Source organism: Actinoplanes sp. SE50/110, from assembly GCF_900119315.1.
Lineage (GTDB): Bacteria > Actinomycetota > Actinomycetes > Mycobacteriales > Micromonosporaceae > Actinoplanes.
The window spans coordinates 5,844,288-5,863,085 of the sequence record NZ_LT827010.1 but is presented as its reverse complement, the minus strand read 5'-3'; the positions used below and the strand labels follow the sequence as shown (position 1 = coordinate 5,863,085).

At 73.0% G+C, this 18,798-nt stretch carries 14 protein-coding genes; 11 read left to right on the top strand and 3 right to left on the bottom strand.

The features are described from left to right. Positions 1–1,335, bottom strand: coding sequence for a serine/threonine-protein kinase (locus ACSP50_RS26245; protein ID WP_231956720.1), 1,335 nt, complete (start codon positions 1,333–1,335; stop codon positions 1–3). 186 nt (positions 1,336–1,521) lie between these two features. Here ACSP50_RS26245 and ACSP50_RS26240 point away from each other — a divergent pair, with 186 nt between their 5' ends. From ACSP50_RS26240 to ACSP50_RS26205, 8 genes are all read left to right on the top strand, one after another. Further along, a complete protein-coding gene (locus tag ACSP50_RS26240) occupies positions 1,522–2,172 on the top strand; it encodes a DUF5666 domain-containing protein (RefSeq protein ID WP_014692321.1) in 651 nt (216 codons plus the stop codon). 143 nt (positions 2,173–2,315) lie between these two features. Continuing rightward, positions 2,316–4,151: a sensor domain-containing diguanylate cyclase gene (locus ACSP50_RS26235; RefSeq protein WP_014692320.1), complete on the top strand. Its 1,836-nt coding sequence runs from the start codon at positions 2,316–2,318 to the stop codon at positions 4,149–4,151. Next, positions 4,148–6,439 (top strand): bifunctional diguanylate cyclase/phosphodiesterase, encoded by a 2,292-nt coding sequence (locus ACSP50_RS26230; RefSeq protein ID WP_014692319.1) that lies wholly within the window; start codon positions 4,148–4,150, stop codon positions 6,437–6,439. The genes ACSP50_RS26235 and ACSP50_RS26230 overlap by 4 nt, the downstream gene beginning before the upstream one ends. Before the next feature lie 367 nt (positions 6,440–6,806). Beyond that, complete coding sequence (locus ACSP50_RS26225; RefSeq protein WP_014692318.1) at positions 6,807–7,313, top strand: hypothetical protein; 507 nt, start codon at positions 6,807–6,809, stop codon at positions 7,311–7,313. Continuing rightward, positions 7,301–8,305 carry a hypothetical protein gene (locus tag ACSP50_RS26220; protein ID WP_014692317.1) on the top strand — a complete coding sequence of 335 codons (1,005 nt, stop codon included), beginning with the start codon at positions 7,301–7,303 and terminating at the stop codon, positions 8,303–8,305. The genes ACSP50_RS26225 and ACSP50_RS26220 overlap by 13 nt, the downstream gene beginning before the upstream one ends. A gap of 48 nt (positions 8,306–8,353) precedes the next feature. Continuing rightward, on the top strand, positions 8,354–9,127 hold the full coding sequence (locus tag ACSP50_RS26215; RefSeq protein ID WP_014692316.1) for a hypothetical protein: 774 nt from the start codon (positions 8,354–8,356) through the stop codon (positions 9,125–9,127). A gap of 326 nt (positions 9,128–9,453) precedes the next feature. Beyond that, positions 9,454–10,809 carry an inorganic phosphate transporter gene (locus tag ACSP50_RS26210; RefSeq protein WP_080128015.1) on the top strand — a complete coding sequence of 452 codons (1,356 nt, stop codon included), beginning with the start codon at positions 9,454–9,456 and terminating at the stop codon, positions 10,807–10,809. An 11-nt stretch (positions 10,810–10,820) separates the two neighbouring features. Further along, positions 10,821–11,129: a hypothetical protein gene (locus ACSP50_RS26205; protein WP_014692314.1), complete on the top strand. Its 309-nt coding sequence runs from the start codon at positions 10,821–10,823 to the stop codon at positions 11,127–11,129. A gap of 222 nt (positions 11,130–11,351) precedes the next feature. Here ACSP50_RS26205 and ACSP50_RS26200 read toward each other — a convergent pair whose 3' ends face one another. Next, positions 11,352–12,473: a glycerophosphodiester phosphodiesterase gene (locus ACSP50_RS26200; RefSeq protein ID WP_014692313.1), complete on the bottom strand. Its 1,122-nt coding sequence runs from the start codon at positions 12,471–12,473 to the stop codon at positions 11,352–11,354. Positions 12,474–12,827: 354 nt separating this feature from the next. On the opposite strand from ACSP50_RS26200, the gene ACSP50_RS26195 reads away from it, so the two are divergent. The 3 genes from ACSP50_RS26195 to ACSP50_RS26185 all read left to right on the top strand — a co-directional run bounded on the left by ACSP50_RS26195 (position 12,828) and on the right by ACSP50_RS26185 (position 15,528). Further along, positions 12,828–13,964, top strand: coding sequence for a sensor histidine kinase (locus ACSP50_RS26195; RefSeq protein ID WP_014692312.1), 1,137 nt, complete (start codon positions 12,828–12,830; stop codon positions 13,962–13,964). Between the two features lie 49 nt (positions 13,965–14,013). Then, entirely contained in the window at positions 14,014–14,664 is a 651-nt protein-coding gene (locus tag ACSP50_RS26190; protein WP_014692311.1) for a response regulator transcription factor, read from the top strand. Between the two features lie 96 nt (positions 14,665–14,760). Continuing rightward, positions 14,761–15,528 carry a DUF2306 domain-containing protein gene (locus ACSP50_RS26185; RefSeq protein ID WP_231956719.1) on the top strand — a complete coding sequence of 256 codons (768 nt, stop codon included), beginning with the start codon at positions 14,761–14,763 and terminating at the stop codon, positions 15,526–15,528. A gap of 226 nt (positions 15,529–15,754) precedes the next feature. Here the strand turns inward: ACSP50_RS26185 and ACSP50_RS26180 are convergent, their stop codons facing one another. Continuing rightward, complete coding sequence (locus ACSP50_RS26180; protein ID WP_014692309.1) at positions 15,755–18,730, bottom strand: glycine--tRNA ligase; 2,976 nt, start codon at positions 18,728–18,730, stop codon at positions 15,755–15,757. Between the last annotated feature and the right edge of the window lie 68 nt (positions 18,731–18,798).

Sequence of the window (18,798 nt, the reverse complement as noted above, 5' to 3'; positions counted from 1 at the left end):
CTAGGCCCCGGCCCGGCCCAGGTCGGCCAGGCGGTCCTGCAGCAGGGCGGCCTGGCCGGCACTCAGCCCGCCCTCGCCGAGCCGCTGGCGGACCTTCTTGCGCAACAGATCCACCTGCCCGCGGATGTCGGGATTGTCCTGAGTGGCGAGCTGCCCCAGGAGGTTCCGGAAATCCTGCGCGACGTCCCCGCGGATCTCGCCGGTCCGCTCGCCCCGATCGACCGCGGCCTCCACCCGTTGCAGCGCCACGTCCACGGTGAGCGTCGGCGCCGCCCTCTTCGCCACCGTCGGCGGAGTCGTCGCCGGCCGCGGCGAAGGTGACGAGGCGGCCGACGTCGCCGGCACGGACGGCGCGACCGGCGCGGCCGGCGGCGGCTGCGCCAGATCGTCGCCCGACTGCGACACCACGTGCACCAGCGCCAGGAAGGCGATCGCGGTGGCACCCAGCGCCGCCCCCACCGCGATCTTGCGACCGCGGGTGGCCCGGACCGGCGGCGGGTTGAGGGCCGGCACCCGGGCCGCCCCGGCCGGCCGGGCGCCGGGCAGCGGCACCGTCGGCGTCTTCTTGTTCTCCGCCGGAGCCAGCTCGGCCAGCACCTTCCACGCCTCGGCGGCCGACGGGCGGCACTCCGGGTCGTCGTCCAGACAGCGGTGGATCAGATCGGTCAGCGGGGCGGGCAGCCCGCCCGGCAGCGGCGTGGGCCCGGTCTGCCGGGCCACCGCCAGCTCCTCCCAGGTGTCCACACTGTACGGCGGCTCCCCGGCCACCATCTCGAACAGCAGCACGCCCAGCCCGTACAGGTCGGTGGCCGGCTCGGCCGGCTTGCCGTCCAGGCGCTCCGGCGCCGCGTACGCCGGGGTGCCGAAGGTGGCCCCGGTGTCGTCGTCGTCCGGCTCCCCGGCGGCCGCGCTGATCCCGAAGTCGAGCAGCTTCACGCCACCGTTGCAGAGCATCACGTTGCCCGGCTTGATGTCGCGGTGCACCACCCCGGCGGCGTGCGCGGCGGCCAGCGCTCCGGCGACCGCGGCGCCCACCGCGGCGGCGGCCGGCCACGGGATCGGGCCGTCACAGAGCCGGGCCGCCACGGTCTCGCCGGCCAGCAGCTCCATCACGACGAACGGGACCACCGAGCCGTCCGGGCGGACCGCCTCCCGGTAGTCGTGCACGGCCGCGATCCCCGGATGGGAGAGCCGCGCCGCGAGCCGCGCCTCCCGCCAGGCGAGGTGGGCGGCCCGGATGTCGCCGGCCGGCAACTTGACCGCGACGGGGCGGTCGAGCAGCTCGTCGGTGGCCCGCCAGACCTGGGCCATCCCGCCCGTTTCCAGCAAGGTCACGAGGCGGTACCGCGATACCAGAAGGGCACCGGGAGCCGGCCAGACATCGTGCATGCCGGAACATTCGCCCAGTGCGGACCTCCGTGTCAACCGGCAACCGATCCGCACCCGGCCGCGCACCGGACCGGAACCGGGACGGCGCATCGTAGAGATCAATCCCCCCCCCACGGTCAGGAGTACCACCCGATGCGTATGCGCCGAATCGCCGTAGCCGTCGCCATGGCCGCCGCCGTCACCGCCCCGGCCGTCGTCACCGACGTCGCGGCCTTCGCGAAATCGCCGGCGGTCAGCAAACACGGCGATGACAGAAACGACAACAAGGGCAACGGCAACGCCGGCAACAAGGGCGGCGACAACAGCAACAAGGGCGGCGACAAGGCCAGGTCCAAGAAGGTCGCCTTCGCCGCCGAGGGCACGGTCACCGCGGCCGACGCCGCGTCGGTCACCGTCGCGGTCAAGGGCGGCACCAAGGACGTCCGCGGCCGTACCGTCACCTTCGCCGTGACCAGCGCCACCCGGATCCGGCTCAACGGCAAGCGGGTCGCGGCCACCGCGCTGGCCGCCGGGGCGAAGCTCGAGGTTTCGGGCACCCGGGTCGACACGGTCTACACCGCGGTGCAGATCGAGGCCACCCTCCGTTCCGGCCGCCCCAAGCCGGCGCCGTCGCCCAGCGGCAGCGCGACGCCCACCCCGTCGCCGACGGCGACGCCGTCACCCAGCGGCAGCGCTTCCCCGTCGCCGAGTGTCAGCCCGTCGCCCAGCGGCAGCGCTACCCCGTCGCCGAGCGACAGCCCGTCCCCGACGGATACCCCGGACCCCACCGACAGCCCCAGCTGATCGACGCGTCCGCGCCAGGGTGGTGCCCACCGCCCTGGCGCGGACCCGTTTCCGGGTGCACCGCCGCCAAACGCTAATAGCGCGGCCGATCCGGCCGATGGCTGCAAACGAGAAAGCAGACCGATACCGGGGGAGGAGTCCGCGTGCGCGACCGCGTGCTGGTGCCGATCACGCTGCTGTCCCTGCTGGTGTTGACCCCGTACGTCGTCGGCCTGGGCACCGACCGCGAGCGGCTGATCCTCTGCTGGATCGTCGCCCCGCTCACCGACCTGGGCATGGCCGCGCTGAGCCGGCAGGCCAGCCGGCTGCCGGGTTCGCCCGCGGCGAACGCCCGGTTCTGGCGGGCGATGGCGGCCGCCGGTCTGTTGTTCGCCGTCGGCGACACCGTGCAGCTCGCGTCGGTGCTCGCCACCCCGGGCGGCAGCGTCTTCCGCCTGCATCCGGTGCAGAGCCTGCTGGGCGTGCTCGGCGTGATCCTGATGTGCGTCGCCGGCCTGCGACATCCCGGCCATCTGTGGTCGCGCGGCACCCGGATCCGGGTCGCCCTGGACGCGGCGATCGTGTACAGCGCGGCCGGCGTCGCCGTCTGGTGCCTGCTCACCCGGCCCGGCGTCGCCCAGGCCGGCGCGATGGGGTACGCCGCCGCCACGTTCGGCTGCGGCGTGCTGCTGATCGGCGGTTTCCTCGCGGTCAAGCTCGGGCTCGGCGGCAGCAGCCCGATCGCCCTGCCGGCCGCGATCACCATCGTGGCGGGCGCCGCCGTGCAGGCGGTCGGCAACGCCCTGCTGCCCAGCGGCAGCATCCAGGGTGTCACCGTGCCGGCCCTGCTGATCCTGTTCCCCTGCCTGCTCACGCTGCACACCCCGCGGCTGCACACGCTGGCCGTGCGGGCCCGGCAGCGGGCGCCCGAGCGGCGGTCCGGCACCCGGCGCCGGTACAGCTCGCTGCCCTACCTGGGCACCGTGCTGTGCGTGGCGATCCTGCTGGTGGTGCTGCTCGTCGAGGGTCTCGGGGTGTCCGCCTGGGGCGCGCTGATCGGCCTGCTGCTCAACGTCACCCTGGTGGTGGCCCGGCAGATGCTCGCCCTGGCGGAGAACAACACGCTGCTCGACCAGCTGGACGAGAGCCTGGCCGAGATCCGCCGCCGCGAGCGCCGGCAGGACGCGCTGCTGCGGCACGCCTCGGACATCACCGCGATCCTCGGCACCGAGGGCGTGGTGCGCTACCTGAACCCGGCCGTGGAGCGGATCATCGGCGGCTCGGTCGACGACTACCTGGGCCGCAGCCTGTTCGACCTGATCCACCCGGGTGACGCGGCCCGGATCCGGGAGGAGATGACCGGGGTGTTCGCCGTCCCCGGCGCCAAGGGCACCTTCGAGCTGCGCGCCCAGCACGAGGACGACAGCTGGCGCTGGCTCTCGGTGGTCGCGGTCAACCTGATCGAGGAGCGCGGCATCGGCGGCGTGGTGATCAATGCCCGGGACATGACCGAGGAGCGGGAACTGCGCGAACGGCTGCGCTTCCAGGCCGGGCACGACGCGCTCACCGGGCTGGCGAACCGGCGGCAGTTCACCGGCCGGATCGCCGCCTGTGGGGCGTCCGAGGTGGCCGTGCTGCTGGTCGACCTGAACGGGTTCAAACAGATCAACGACACGCACGGGCACGCCACCGGCGACGCAGTGCTGCGGCACGTGGCGGACCGGCTGCTGGACTGCTGCGGCCCCGGGGACCTGCCGGCCCGGCTCGGCGGCGACGAGTTCGCGGTGCTGGCCGCGGCGGGCGCGCCGGGAGCGCACCGGATCGCGGACCGGTTGCGGGCGGCTCTGACGGCGCCCGCGGAGATCGGTGACCAACGGCTGTCCGTCGGCGCCAGCATCGGCGTCGCGGCCGGGCCGGCCGACCAGCCGGACAACCTGCTGCACCTGGCCGACCTGCGGATGTACGCCGACAAGCAGCGCTCCCGAGAGTTCGCATCGTGACCCGAGCCTGGCGTCCGGCCGCCCTCACGGGCGCGGTCGCGCTGCTCGGCACCCTCTGGTACGTCTGGTGGTGCCTCGCCCCGGCCGGCACCTTCGCGGTGGCGTACGTGTTCATGCCGGTCGGCTCGGCGCTCACCGTGGCGGCCGTCCGTTCGCTGCGCCGGTCGACCGCGATGCCCCCGGCCGGCCGTCGCTTCTGGCTGCTGCTGGAGGGCGGCGCCGCGCTGATGACGGTCGGCTACACGATCCTGGCGGTCGCCGCCTTCCGGGCCGCTCCGCGTTTCGCCGCGATGCCGCTGTCGGCGGCGATCACGGTCGGGCTGGGCCTGCTCGCCGCGATCGCCGCGGTCGCCGTCGTGCCACTCGGCATCACCAGCTGGTACGAGCGCGGCAAGCAGTGGCTGGACCGGTCCATCGCGTTCCTCGGCTGCGCCGCCGTGCTCTGGCACTTCGGCGTGGCTCCGATGCTCAGCGGGGCGATCCGGTGGAGTTCCAGCGTGCTCGCCGTGGTGCTGCTGGCGTTCGTGTTCGCGGCCGGCGCGATCACCAAGGTGTCGTACGTCCCGGGTGGCCCGGTCGACCGGCTCGCGATCCGCCTGGTGGCCGGCACCGGGCTGGTCACCGCCGCGTTCGCGATACTGGCGGTGGCCCGCCCGGTCGACGGCTCGATTCCGGCCCAGGCGGTTCTGCTGCCGCTGGTGCCGGTGCTGATCACGCTGGCCGTGGGCCGTCAGCGCACGGCGCCGCCGAGCCGCCCGGCCCGCTCCGGCACCTGGCTGCCGTACCTGGCGATGCTCGCCGCCGACGTGCCGCTCGCGCATGTGCTGTTCGGCGGCGCCACGGTGGGCGAGGCGATCCACGAGGGCCGGATCGTCGTCAGCGGAACCGCCCTGATCACCACGCTCGTCTCGGTCCGCCAGTGGGTGGTCAACCGGGACAACGCCCGGCTGCTGCGCGACCGGGAGGCCTCCGATGCCCGGATGAAGTACGAGGCGACCCACGACTCGCTCACCGGCCTGGGCAACCGGGTGCTGTTCCGGCAGCGGCTGGAGACCGCGCTGGCCGCCGACGGCGCCACCGTGCTGCTGGTCGACCTGGACGACTTCAACACGGTCAACGACTCGCTCGGCCACGACGTCGGCGACGAGCTGCTGATCGCTTTCGCCGAGACGCTGCGCGCCGCGACCGGCGCCGACGGCGAACCGGCCCGGCTCGCCGGCGACGAGTTCGCGGTGCTGGTCACCGCGCCCGGCCAGGACCAGGCGGTGGTCGAACGGATCATGACGGCGATCGCCGCGCCGATCAGCGCGCACCGTCTGCTGGTGCACGCCAGCGCCGGCATCGCGGCGGCCCCGCCGGGCGCCCCGGCCGGCCAGGTGCTGCGCGACGCGGACGCCGCCATGCACACCGCCAAGCAGCGCGGCAAGGCCAACTGGGTGCGGTATGCGGCCGGCATGGAGAAGCCCGCCCAGGCGGCCGCCCAGCTCGGTGGCGACCTGCGCCGGGCCCTGGACGCCGGTGAGTTCAAGCTCGTCTACCAGCCGGTGGTGGACCTGCGCACCGGCCGCACGGTCGGTGTCGAGGCGCTGGTCCGCTGGGCACATCCGGAGCGCGGCATGGTCTCTCCGGCCGACTTCATCCCGGCCGCCGAACGCACCGGGCTGATCGTCCCGCTGGGCCGCTGGGTGCTGCGCGAGACCTGCCGGCAGACCGCCGCCTGGCTCGCCGAGTTCGGCCCGGACGCGCTGGACAAGGCCGCGCCGAACGTCTCCGTCCGGCAGGTGCACGACCCCGACTTCGTCGCCGACGTGCGGGCCGCGCTCGCCGACACCGGCCTGCCCGCCGCCCGCCTGGTGCTGGAACTGACCGAGTCCGCGGTGCTGCGCGGCCACCAGGTCCTCAAAGTGCTGCACGAACTGCACGATATGGGCGTCCGGCTGGCCCTCGACGACTTCGGCACCGGCGAGTCCTCCCTGAGCCTGCTGCGCACCTTCCCGGCCGCGATCGTCAAACTCGACAAATCATTCGTCGACCACATCGAGCTGGACGAGCCGGACAGCCCGGCGGCGAACGCCCGGCAGGCGGTGGCCCGGGCGGTGGTGCAACTCGCCGACGCGCTCGGCCTGGACACGGTGGCCGAGGGGATCGAGAACCAGGAGCAGGCCGACCGCCTGGCCCGGCTCGGCTACAGCATGGGCCAGGGGTATCACCTGGGGCGGCCGGTGGCTCCGGAGGAGATCACGGCGCGCCTGGCGGCGGAGCAGGTGTCGTTGCGGACCGCTGCCTGAGATCACCTTCTTCAAGCGGATGTCGTGCGCTGCGGCCGATAACTGATCGCTGCTCCCGCCGCTCCCGGGCACGGCGATTCTGGCCGCTGGCGCGTCCATGACGAATCGCCGCGCCCTACCACCCGCGTGTGGTCACCGCATACGCCGTCCCGCCACGCCCTCCCGTCTCGCCACGCCCTCCCGTCTCGCCACGCCCTCCCGTCCCGCCACGCCCTACCGCGTCGCGCGCCCTCCCGCGCCGCGCGCCCTACCGCGTCGCCTTTCGTCACGCCGTGGGTTCGCTGCGTGGCGGCGGCTGCCGTGCTCTGCCACCAGGGGGGTGATCGTGCAGAGGTCGGCGCCGGTGACGCCAGTAGAGTTCCCGGGAATGGACACGGCGGACGACGGCACATTCACGGCGCATGCGCTGACGGCGTGGCTGGAGCGGCTCAGCTTCACCGACCTGCCCGAGGCGGAGGCGACGGCGCGGATCATCGACGCGGTCGTGGCGTGGGGTGCGGCACAGCGGTGGCGCGTCTATCGGCGCGCGCCGAGCGTGGTGCCGATGCCGCCGCCGCTGCACGGGAATTCCGTGCTGGACGTGGCCTGTGCCCGGCCGGGCGGCGCCGCGCCGATCGCGATCGAGGTGGACCGGCTGGACCGGCAGCGAACCGTGGACAAACTGCTCGCCGAGGCGGCCGCCGGCCGGGTGGCGATCTGGGTGCGCTGGGGGACCGGGCCGTTCCCGCCGCCACCGCTGCCCGTGCATCTGGTGATCAGGGAGGCCACCCGGCGCTCCGGCAGGTGGCATACGGTGTCCGGACGACCGGCCCCGAACCATTCGGGCGCCGCTCCTGTCGTCGCCGAAGCCGAGGAGCTGCCGTGGGAACTGTGACCGAGAGCCCGTCCCGACTCGCCTGGCGGGTGACCGAGCCACTGCACGCGCTGGTCTACTTCGTGCCGGAGGCGGCCGCGGCGTACCGCCGACTGGGTCTTGATCCGATGGGTGGCTATTTCGCGCTGCGCGCCGCCGCCCTGGGTGCCGCCGGGCCGGAGCTGGTCGCCGCCACGTTCTACAACTTCAATCCGTCCGTGATCGGCAAGGTGCTGCCGGCCGCCTGGGACGTCGCCTCCCCGCAGCAGATGGTCGAGACGCGCCTGGCGATCGCCGACGCCGCGCTCACCCGCGGTCTGGGCGCCGAAACCCTGGCGGGCCCGGAGATCGCCGAGGCCGCCGACCTCGCCCGCACGGCGGCCCGGCACGCGTCCACCATGCCGCACGGCCGCCCGCTGTTCGCCGCGCACGCCGGCCTGCCCTGGCCGACCGCGCCCCACCTGGTGCTGTTCCACGCCCAGATGCTGCTCCGCGAGTTCCGCGGGGACGGGCACCTGGCGGCCCTACTGAGCGCCGGGATCAGCGGACTCGAATCGGTGGTGCTGCACGTGGCCAGCGGCGAGATCGAGGAGCGCTTCCTGCGCGGCACCCGCGGCTGGAAGCGGGAGCAGTGGGCGGCGGCCGCCGACGCCCTGCGCGCGCGGGGTCTGCTCAGCCCCTCCGCGGCCCCCGCAGCCGCCGCGCCCGATCCCGCCTCCACGCCCGGCGCTGTCGCCCCGTCCGCCTCCGCTTCCAAGGCTGTTTCCGCCTCGGCGTTCGCCGCGGCGTCCGCTGCCGCCGCCGCGGGAACGGGCGAGCGGACCCGGGACGAGCTCTCCGAGGCGGGACGGGCTCTGCGGGCCGAGATCGAGGCCACCACCGACCGGCTGGCCGAGCCGGCCTACCGGATTCTCGGCGATGACGGCTGCCGGCGACTGGCCGAGTTGACCCGTCCGCTGAGCCGCACCCTGGTCAAATCCGGATTCCTCAATCCTGTGGCGCTTCTCGGTTGATATCTGAATCACTTGTCGTAGCGTGATCGTTGGGTCACGCTTAGTTGCGTGATTCGACAGCAGCGGCACCCGGCATCGTGGTGGGACCAGTTCCAGCAGGCGTCCGACAAGTTCGACCTGGCCATCCTCACAGAGAGTCTGGGCGACGAGATCGCGCCGAAGATCTCCTCGCCGCTGCTGCGCCGCGAGGCCGAGATCGCCCTCGAAGTGATGGTCCGGCATCTGAACAAGCCGGCCAGCGAGGAACTCGCCGAGCGCGCCACCAAGGGCGTACAGCGCCTCGTCGAAACCGTCGCCCGCCTCCAGGAGCGCTCCGGCGACGGTTTCGAGCTGCGCGAGGCCCAGGCCCTGATCCACCTGTTGGAGGGCAAGACCGGCGACGCCGCCAGTGAGGCCGAGGAGTTCCTGAAGAGCCAGGTCATCCTTCGTGCCTTCGTCGCCGCCCTCCGCCTGGAACGTTTCGACTCCACCCTGGCCGTCAAACTCCTCGCCGCCGGCCACGACCCGGCCGCCGCGCTGCACTCCGGCCAGGTGATCGGCAAGTACGCCTGGTGGCCCAGCTGGCTGCTCAAGGTCGTCACCGAGCGCGCCATGGCCGGCACCCTCGACGAGGACACGGTCGCCGCCCTGGACCGCTGCGCGTACGCCGAGCTGAGCCCGGCCCAGGCCCGCATGGCCCGCCGCCTCCTGGACGGCGAGGAAGCGTTGATCGACGCCTCCTCGGTCCGGCTGGAAGCCCTGGGCGAGGTCGACTCCGCCGAAAAGCTGCGTAAGGGCGACCTGACCATGGTCGCGCTCGCCGCCCGCCTGATCCCGATCTAGGGCCATCGACCTGCGAGCCGGCCACGCCGGCCTACCGTGGCTCCCGGCGCCCATGCGCCGCATCCGTGCGACGCCCGGCCGTTCACATCGACGGTGGATGATTGATAGTCGGTGGTTCCGCTCTACCGCCTGGGTGATTTGCCGGGTTTGGCGCGCCCGGAACGGACAACTGATATTCATCTGTCCTTTGTTGACAGATACTCTGCGTTCTAGATCCGCTACCCAAAGCAACATTTGGGGAAACAGAAGGTTAACGAACGCGGAATCTTGTACACGTTACGTTCGCCCACTGGCAGCGGGGTGGGCCGACCGTTCACCATCAGCCCGTGACTGAAACATCCGTGATCCTCGCGCTGGTGGTCGTGACGGCACTCGCCTTCGACTTCACCAACGGGTTCCATGACACGGCGAACGCGATGGCCACCTCCATCGCCACCAAGGCGCTGCGGCCCAAAACCGCCGTGGCGCTCTCCGGAGTGCTGAACCTGATCGGCGCGTTCCTCTCCGTCGAGGTGGCCCTGACCGTCACCAACGCGGTCGTCAAGATCCAGGACAAGTCCGGGGCGCCGAAAGCCGCGCTGCTCGCCCACGGCGGGACGACACTGCTCCTGATCATCCTGGCCGGGCTGGTCGGCGGCATCGTGTGGAACCTGCTGACCTGGCTCGTCGGCCTGCCGTCCAGTTCGTCGCACGCGCTGTTCGGCGGTTTGATCGGCGCGACCGTGGCCGGGCTCGGCTGGGCCGGCGTGAACTGGAACGGCGACGGATCGAAGCTCGACGGCGTGGTCGGCAAGGTACTGCTGCCCGCCGTGCTCTCCCCGGTGATCGCGGCGGTCGTCGCCGCGGCCGGCACCTGGCTGATCTTCAAGATCACTGGCGGGATCGCGGCCCGGTTCACCGAGAAGGGCTTCAAGTGGGGCCAGATCGGATCGGCGTCGCTGGTCTCCCTGGCGCACGGCACCAACGACGCGCAGAAGACGATGGGCGTGATCACCCTCGCCCTGATCGCGAGCGGTGACTGGCACGACACCAAGAACATCCCGCTGTGGGTGAAGGTGGCCTGCGCCCTCGCCATCGCGCTCGGCACCTACCTGGGTGGCTGGCGGATCATCCGCACCCTCGGCAAGGGCCTGACGGACATCAACCCGCCGCAGGGCACCGCCGCCCAGTCCGGCGCGGCCGCGGTCATCCTGGCGTCCAGCCAGCTCGGGTTCGCCCTGTCCACCACCCACGTGGCGACCGGTTCGGTCCTCGGCTCCGGCCTGGGCCGCCCCGGCGGCGCCGTCCGCTGGGCGGTCGCCGGCCGGATGGTCGCGGCCTGGCTGATCACCCTCCCGGCGGCCGCCGTGATCGGCGCCGCGATGTGGTGGATCGGCCATCTGATCGGCGGCGTCCCCGGTGCCGTCGTCGTCTTCCTGCTGCTGGTCGCCGCCTCGGTCGCGATGTGGCTGCGTTCCCGGGCCCACCACGTCTCCTCGGAGAACGTCAACGACGACTGGGACACCTCGTCGCCCGCGGCCCCCGCCGACGCCGCGGTCGTCCTCGCCGCCGACCCCGAAGCGCCGGCCATCCTTCTCGGCGCGGACCCGGCGTCGGATGTCAAGGTTCCTGATTCCCCGGCCTCGCTGACCTCGCCGGCGACGGCGGCCACCGACCCGGGCCGCGTGGCCTCGAAGAACTGAGCGGAGCTGACATGCACAACCTCGGATTCGCGCTGGACGGCGCGTGGCGGGTCCTGCTCGCCGGCCTGGTTCTCGGCGCCGGCCTGCCGGTGCTCTTCGCCCTCGGCATCCGCTCCCTCGCCTGGGGCGCGGGCGAAGCCTCGGTCGGCCCGTCGGGCGTCACGGCCGGCGCCAAGCACCCGCTGGGCACGGTCCTCGGCTACCTGCTGTTCGCGGTGGTCATCGCCGGCGTCCTGCTCGGTCTGACCTTCATCGTCGCCACCGGCTTCGGCGACAAACTCAGCTTCGAGCACATCTACCCGACGATCGTCCCGAAGTAACGATCACGCCGCGGGGAGGCTGCTCCCGTCAGCGATCGCCCCGAGCAGTGACCGCGTCGAAGCGACGGTTCGCGGCGGCTTGCGATGGCCCGGTGGGAAACCACCGGGCCATCGCCATGACGGCTCGGAAACCCACGGCGGATCAGTGAAGACCGATGCGCCGGTCCCGGCCGTGAGCTGACGCCGGACCGCGGCGCCGCCTCACCGCGGCCGGTGCCGGCCTCAGGCCAGGCTGCGGGCCAGTACGCCGATGTCGGCCTGATCGGTGAAGAGCCCGTCGATGCCGGTGCGCAGGAACGTGATCTGCTCGTCGATCGCCCGACCGTAGGCGTTCGGGTCGGTGCCCACCCGCAGCTCGGCGGGCAGGAACTGGTTCTCCGCGCGGAAGGTGTACGGGATCACCTGCAGGCCGGCGTGGTGCGCGTCCTTGACCAGGCTGGTCGGCGCGGCCAGGGTGCCGTCGGCGTTGCGGGGGATGATCTGGCTCTTGTCCGGGCCGACACCGTCGACGTATTCGGACAGCTCCTCGAGGCCGGCCGGGGACAGGTAGTCGGCGTAGGTGCGCGAGTCGTTGAACGGGGTGCCGGACGCGCTGGTCAGGAAGATCAGCGGAACCTCCACCCGATGACGGTCGGCCAGCGCGTGCAGGTTCTTCGACTCGAAGGACTGGATCCAGACCCTGGCGCCGCGGCGGTCCAGCCCGTTGCGGCGCAGGATCTTGACGAGCGGGGTCTCCAGTTCCAGCCCGAGGTTGCGGAAGAACGTGGGGTGCTTGGTCTCCGGGATGACCCCGAGGTCGCGGCCCAGCTCCCTGGACAGCCGCTTGCGCAGGTCGAGCAGCTCCTGGAAGGTCGGTACCTCGAACCGAGAGTCGAAGAGCGTGTTGTGCTGCCGGACGCCGGGCAGCCGTTCGACCGCGCGCAGCGTCTTCAGCTCGGCCAGCGTGAAGTCCTGCGTCCACCAGCCGGTGACGCTCACCCCGTCCAGGACGATGGTGCGCTTGCGGTCGGCGAACTCCGGGTGCGACGCCACGTTCGTGGTGCCACCGATCTCCGGCTCGTGCCGGCAGACCAGCACCCCGTCCTTCGTGCTGACCAGGTCGGGCTCCAGGTAGTCGGCGCCCAGCCGGGCGGCCAGCTCGTAGGAGGCCAGGGTGTGCTCCGGACGGTACCCGGAGGCACCCCGGTGCCCCACCACCAGCGAGGTGGTGTGCTTGCTGGGCCGGTGTCCGGCACCGGTGTGCTGCTGCGCACCGGCGAACGCCGGGCTCGCGACGGCCCCACCCAGCGCCGGAGCGGCGGCGGCCACCGCGCCGAAGCGCAGCACCTGACGGCGATCTGCCACGTTTCCTCCACGGAATCCCGGGTCCGGCCACGGTGGCCGGATTCACCGAGAGGCAGTCGACGGGACGCATGCGTCGCCCAGGCGACGATCTCGTGGCGTGTCCGCCAACGCCCGGCCAATCTCGTCCCGACCGGTCGGAGATCGGCAGGCGTGTCTCGCTCGCCGGTGAGTGCCCCGCGGTGCCTCCCCTCGTCCTCCGCCATCATGGCGCCGTCACGGCCGGCGGCCGGCGAGCCTCGCGGCTCGGGCGGGACCCGTTGCCTCCGGTGGCGACGGCGGTCAGCTCGGCGTTGACATGCCGACAACCCGGATCGGGCATACGACAATGCTTCCGGGCGACCGTACGATCTGCTCGTGCCCGTGCCCCTGCGTTCGCTCCTGGGAGAACCGAGTCCTCCCGGCGCCCCTCCGCTGTCCTGGCGGGACGGGCTCCTGGTCGCCGTCTGCATGGCCGCCGCCGTGCTCGAAGGGGTCTTTCGTCCCGATCTTCCGCACCGGATGGTCGCCGTCGCGCTCGCCGCGGGCCTCGCTCCGGCGCTTCTGATCCGGCGCAGCCGTCCGCTGCTCGCGGTGACCGCGATGGTCACCGCCACGCTTCTCGCCCCGCTGCTCACCGACGGCGCGCCGCCGGAGGAGTATTCGCTGGCCTACCTTCTGCTGCTGCCCTATGCGTTGTTCCGCTGGGGCTCCGGCCGGCAGATCGCGATCGGGCTCGGCGTGATCGTCGGCAAACAGGCCCTGGCGTACGCGTTCGGGCAGGTCGACGTCGGTGACACGATCGGTGGCACGGTGCTGGCCGGGGCGATCCTGGCACTCGGTGCGGCCGTACGCTACCGGACCGGCGCCCGCGCGCGGGAGAGGGAGCAGGTGCGGCTGCGCGAACGTGAACGTCTCGCCCGCGACCTGCACGACACGGTGGCGCACCACGTCTCCGCGATGGCGATCCGCGCCCAGGCCGGGCTGGCCACCTCGGCCGCCCACCCGGACGCGGCCGCGGACGCCCTGCGGCTGATCGAAACCGAGGCCAAGGAGGCGCTGGCCGAGATGCGCACCGTGATCCGCGCCCTGCGCACCGACGAACCGGACGCGCCCCGGCTCGCCGACCTGATCGGTCTCGCGACGGGCGCCGGACCGCGGGTGGACATCGAGGTCGGGGCGGATCTGGGGGCGGTGGCGCCGGCGATCGGGGCGGCGATCTACCGGATCGCCCAGGAGGCGATCACCAACGCCCGCCGGCACGCACGGGGCGCGACCCGGATCACGGTGCGGGTCGCGGCGGACGCGACGCAGGTGCGGTTGCGGGTCGAGGACGACGGCGCGGCACCGGGTCCGCTGCGGTCCGGGACGATGGCGGGGTACGGGGTGAGCGGCATGCGTGAGCGCGCCGAGTTGCTGGGCGGCACGTGCACGGCCGGCCCGGCCGCCGATCGTGGCTGGTGCGTCGAGGCCGTCCTGCCCCGGCCGATCCTCCCCGGCGCGGTGACCCGATGACCGCCTCCCGGTCGCTGCCGGCTCGTCCCCGTCCGGGCGGGGTGGTCGGATGACCGTGCGGGTGCTGGTGGCGGACGATCAGGAGATCGTGCGGACCGGGCTGACCCTGATCCTCAACGCGCAGCCGGACATCCAGGTGATCGCCGAGGCGGCGAACGGGTATCACGCCGTCGAGCTGGCCCGGCGGCTGCGGCCCGACGTGTGCCTGCTCGACATCCGGATGCCCGGCGTGGACGGCATCACCGCCACCCGGGAACTCGCCGGGCCCGGCGTCGCCGACCCGCTGGCGGTCGTGGTGATCACGACGTTCGACCTGGACGAGCACGTGTACGGGGCGTTGCGGGCCGGGGCGCGCGGTTTCCTGCTCAAGGAGGCCGGGCCGGAACTGCTGGGCCAGGCGGTGCGGGCGGCCGCGGCCGGTGACGCGATCATCGCTCCGGCGGTGACCGCCCGGCTGCTGGGGGAGTTCGCCCGGGGCCCGCACCGGGGCGCGTCGCGGCAGCCGGCCGAGCCGCTGACCGAACGCGAGGAGCAGGTCCTGGCGGCGGTCGCCGGTGGGCGGACGAACAATGAGATCGCCGCTGACCTCCACATCAGCCTCAGCACCGTGAAGACCCATGTGGCCAGCCTGATGACCAAGCTCGGGGCGCGGAACCGGGTGGAGATCGCGATGTGGGCATACGAGACCGGGCGCCGGTAACGGCCGAAAGTACGGTTCTTCCCTGAATCCGCCTCCGGGGTCCGAACCGTACTTTGGACCGGTGCCGGGAATCCTCCCGGCCGCGACCATCGACGCATGACCACTGCGGCGGGGATCGATCGGGCACCGGACGACGACAGGATGCGAGCCGGCGGGGACGTGCCTGCCGGCCGCGCCGGGAAGGATGCCGCGAAGGAAGGGCGCGGTGCGCGACGTCCGCAGCGGCGGCGGCGTGGCGGCTGGCGGATCCCGGCGGGTCTGATCGCGCTGAGCCTGGTGCCGTCGATCGCGGGCGCACACCGGCTCGGGGAGCTGGCGACGAGCGCGCCGGTCACCGAGGAGAACGCGCGGTTCTTCGCGATGCCGCTCCCGGTGGTGGCGCACATCATCGGCGCGATCGTCTACAGCGTGCTCGGTGCGTTCCAGTTCGCGCCCGCCTTCCGGCGCCGGCACCCGGGCTGGCACCGGATCGCGGGCCGGGTGCTGGTCGGGGCGGGCGTGATCGTGGCGGTCAGCGGCCTGTGGATGGCGGTGTTCTACGATCTGCCGCCGATCGACGGTCCGGTACTGGAGCTCACCCGGCTGGTCGTCGGCACCGGGATGCTCGCCGCGCTGGTCCTGGCCGTGGTGACGATCCGCCGGCGGGACATCGCCGCCCACCGCGCCTGGATGATCCGGGCCTACGCGCTGGCGATGGGCGCCGGCACGCAGGTCTTCACCCACCTTCCCTACGAGCTGATCGCCGGGACACCCGGTGTCGGGACCCGCGCGTTCCTGATGGGCGCCGGCTGGGGGATCAACATCATCGTCGCTGAGTGGATCATCCGAGGCCGTCCCGGTCCACGCGCCCGCCGCCCGGCCTGACCCTCCGCTCCGCCGTGGCCGGGACGGCCTGCCCCTCAGCCCCGCCCCGGACGGGACGGCCGCCGGCGTCCTAGGGAGACCGGTGAGCGGTGGTGGTCTGGTGAGCGGGAACGGTCTGGTGAGCTCAGCCCGTGGCGCGAGGTGTCCCGCGCCCAGGTCGGTGGGGAGAGGCGTTTCCCGCCCGGGCCGGTCCGGTGAAGGGGTCGCGGCCCGGGCGGGTCCGTGGTCAGAGGCGGAGCTGCGGCCAGTCCAGCAGACCGTCACCCAGGTCGCGGACGGTGGCCAGCAGGCCCAGGCGGGCCGCCCGGATCGCCGGGTCGTCGGCCATCACCAGGACGTCGTCGAAGAACGTGTTGACCGGGGTCACCAGCCGACCGGTGGCCGCGACGAAGCGGGGCAGATCGGTGCCCGCATCCGGGCCGAGAGCGGCGCGGACCGCGGTGACCGCGTCGTGCAGGGCCAGCTCGGCCGGCTCCTTCAGGGCGCCCGCGTCGTACCGCGCGGTGGTGCCGTCCGGGACGATCCGCCGGGCCCGCTGGATCGCCGCGGCGACCGCCGCGAAATCCGGGTCGGCGACGGCCGGGGCGAGCTGCGCTAGCAGCGTGTCGGCCACCGACGGGCGGGCGAAGTGCGGCAGCACCGCACGGATCCGGTCGACCGGCCGGCCCTCCTCGGTCAGTGCCTGCTCCAGACGTTTCGCCAGGAAGTCGGCCACCGCCGGAAGCACCTCGGCGGCGACCGGCACCGGCTGCGCGGCCGCGGCCAGGGTGAGCGCGTCGACCAGCGACAGGTCGGCGAACTCGGGCGTGGCCCGGTGCACGGCGAGCAGGCCGAGCACCGCCCGGCGGACGGCGAACGGGTCGCTGGAGCCGGTCGGCAGCCCGACCGTGGCGGCCAGGCCGGCCACCAGGTCGAGCCGGTCGGCCAGCGAGAGCAGGGCGCCGGGCAGCGTCCGGGGCAGGGCGTCCCCGGTGTTGCGCGGCAGTTCCGCCTCGAAGACCGCCTCGGCCACCGGCCGCGACTCACCGGCGTGCAGCGCGTAGTCCCGGGCCATCACCCCGGCCAGGCTGGTCATCTCGGTGACCAGCTGCGACCCCAGGTCGAACTTGACCAGCTCGGCGGCCCGATCCAGGGTCGGCGAGCCCAGGTCGAGGCGCTCGGCGAGCTGCTTGGCGAGAGCGCCGATCCGGCCCGCCCGGTCGGCCATCGAGCCCAGCTTGTCGGTGAAGGTGAGCCGGTCCAGCCGGGCCTTCAGCTCGGCGAGCGGGGTGTCGAGGTCGGCCCGGTAGAAGAAGCGGGCATCCTCGTATCGGGCCCGCAGCACCGCCTCGTTGCCGGAGCGGACCAGTTCGACGTCGACCGGCCCGTTCGCCACCGTGACGAACATCGGCAGCAGCCGGCCGTCCTCGTCGCGGACCGGAAGATACCGCTGGTGCTTGCGCATCACCGTGGTCAGCACCGCGTCGGGCAGCGTCAGGTAACCCTCGTCGAACGTGCCGAGCAGCGGCAGCGGCTGCTCCACCAGGTCGGTGATCTGGTCGATCAGCGCCGCCTCGCCGGCCACGTCCACCTTCCCGTCGGGGTAGACGAGGTCCTGCGCGCCGACCACGATCAGCTCGCGGCGGTCCTCGTGGTCGGCCACGATCCCGTTGACGCCGAGCGTCTCCAGGAACGTCTCGGCCGACGCGATCTCGGCGACCGGCGGGACGGCGGTGCGCAGCAGCCGGGTCTGCCGGCCGGCGGCCAGCGTGGACACCGCGACCGGCACCACGTCGTCGCCCCAGAGGGCGGTCAGCCAGCGCAGCGGACGGCTGAACGCCAGCTTCGGGTCGTTCCACCGCATGTTCTTGGCGGCCCGCAGGCCGCCGACGACCTTCGCCAGGACGGCGGCCAGCACCTGCGGCGCCGCGCCACCGGCCTCCGGCTTGCGGACGACGACGTGCGGTACGCCGTTGAACTCCGCCGTCTCCAGCTCGGCGAGCGTCGCGCCCTGCCCGCGGAGGAACCCGTCGAGCGCCTTGGTGGGGGTGGTGCCGTCCGCGGCGTACGCCGCCTGGGTCTTGGGGCCTTTGACGGTGCGCACGTGGTCGTCCTCGCGGGCGGCGACCGCCTGGACCACCGCGATCAACCGTCGCGGCGTGCCGAAGACGCGGATCTCGCCGTGCCCCAGCCGGGTGCCGGCCAGGCCCTCGGTGACCAGGCGCAGCAGCTGCTCCCGGGCGTTGCGCAGTTCGGCCGGCGGCAGTTCCTCGGTGCCGATCTCGAAGAGCAGGGTGCGCGGCGTGTCCCCGGTCTGCGTGCTGCCGGCCGCGCGGGCCGCCGCCGGCTCCCCGGTGGTGCCGAGCGGGTGTTCCTGTTCCGCGCGGCGGGCCACCCAGAGCTTGGCGACCTCCCCGGCGAGGCGGCGCATCCGGCCGAACTCGGCGGCCCGCTCGGCGGTCGACACGGCGCCCCGCGAGTCGAGCACGTTGAAGGCCTGCGAGCATTTGAGCACGTAGCTGTGCGCCGGCACGGGCAGGCCGGCGTCGATCATCCGCTGCGCCTCACCGGCGTACAGCTCGAGCAGCCGCCGGTTGGCGTCGATGTCCGCGTCGTCGAGGTAGTAGCGGGACATCTCGTACTCGGCCTGGCCGAAGACCTCGCCGTAGCTGACCCCCGGCGCGTACTCGATCTCCTTGAAGTGCTGCTTGTCCTGCAGCGCCATGATGATCCGCTCGATGCCGTAGGTGATCTCCACCGACACCGGGTCCAGGTTCAGCCCACCGGCCTGCTGGAAGTACGTGAACTGGGTGATCTCCAGCCCGTCGAGCCAGACCTCCCAGCCCAACCCCCACGCCCCGAGCGCCGGCGAGGCCCAGTTGTCCTCCACGAACCGCACGTCGTGCGCGGCCACGTCGATGCCCAGCGCCGCCAGACTCCCGAGGTACAGCTCCTGCGGGTTGCCCGGGTCCGGTTTCAGGATCACCTGCAGCTGGGTGTGGGTCTGCAGCCGGTTCGGGTTCTCGCCGTACCGGGAGTCGTCCGGCCGCACCGACGGCTCCACGTAGACGACCCGCCACGGCTCCGGACCGAGCACCCGCAGGAAGGTGGCCGGGTTCAGGGTTCCCGCTCCGACCTCGGTGTTCATCGGCTGGACGATCAGGCATCCCTGCTCCGTCCAGTACGCCGTCAACCGGGCCAGAGCCTCCTGCATGGTGAGCATGCGCCGAAGTCTAGGCGTCCCCGCTCCACGCACCGTAAGCGGTTACCTCCGGCGAGTCCCGCTCCGGG

Coding starts and splice junctions, on each gene's coding strand:
- ACSP50_RS26225 (WP_014692318.1), top strand. CDS start 6,807: ATGGACACGGCGGACGACGGCACATTCACGGCGCATGCGCTGACGGCG.
- ACSP50_RS26185 (WP_231956719.1), top strand. CDS start 14,761: ATGACCACTGCGGCGGGGATCGATCGGGCACCGGACGACGACAGGATG.
- ACSP50_RS26180 (WP_014692309.1), bottom strand. CDS start 18,730: ATGCTCACCATGCAGGAGGCTCTGGCCCGGTTGACGGCGTACTGGACG.
- ACSP50_RS26190 (WP_014692311.1), top strand. CDS start 14,014: ATGACCGTGCGGGTGCTGGTGGCGGACGATCAGGAGATCGTGCGGACC.
- ACSP50_RS26205 (WP_014692314.1), top strand. CDS start 10,821: ATGCACAACCTCGGATTCGCGCTGGACGGCGCGTGGCGGGTCCTGCTC.
- ACSP50_RS26240 (WP_014692321.1), top strand. CDS start 1,522: ATGCGTATGCGCCGAATCGCCGTAGCCGTCGCCATGGCCGCCGCCGTC.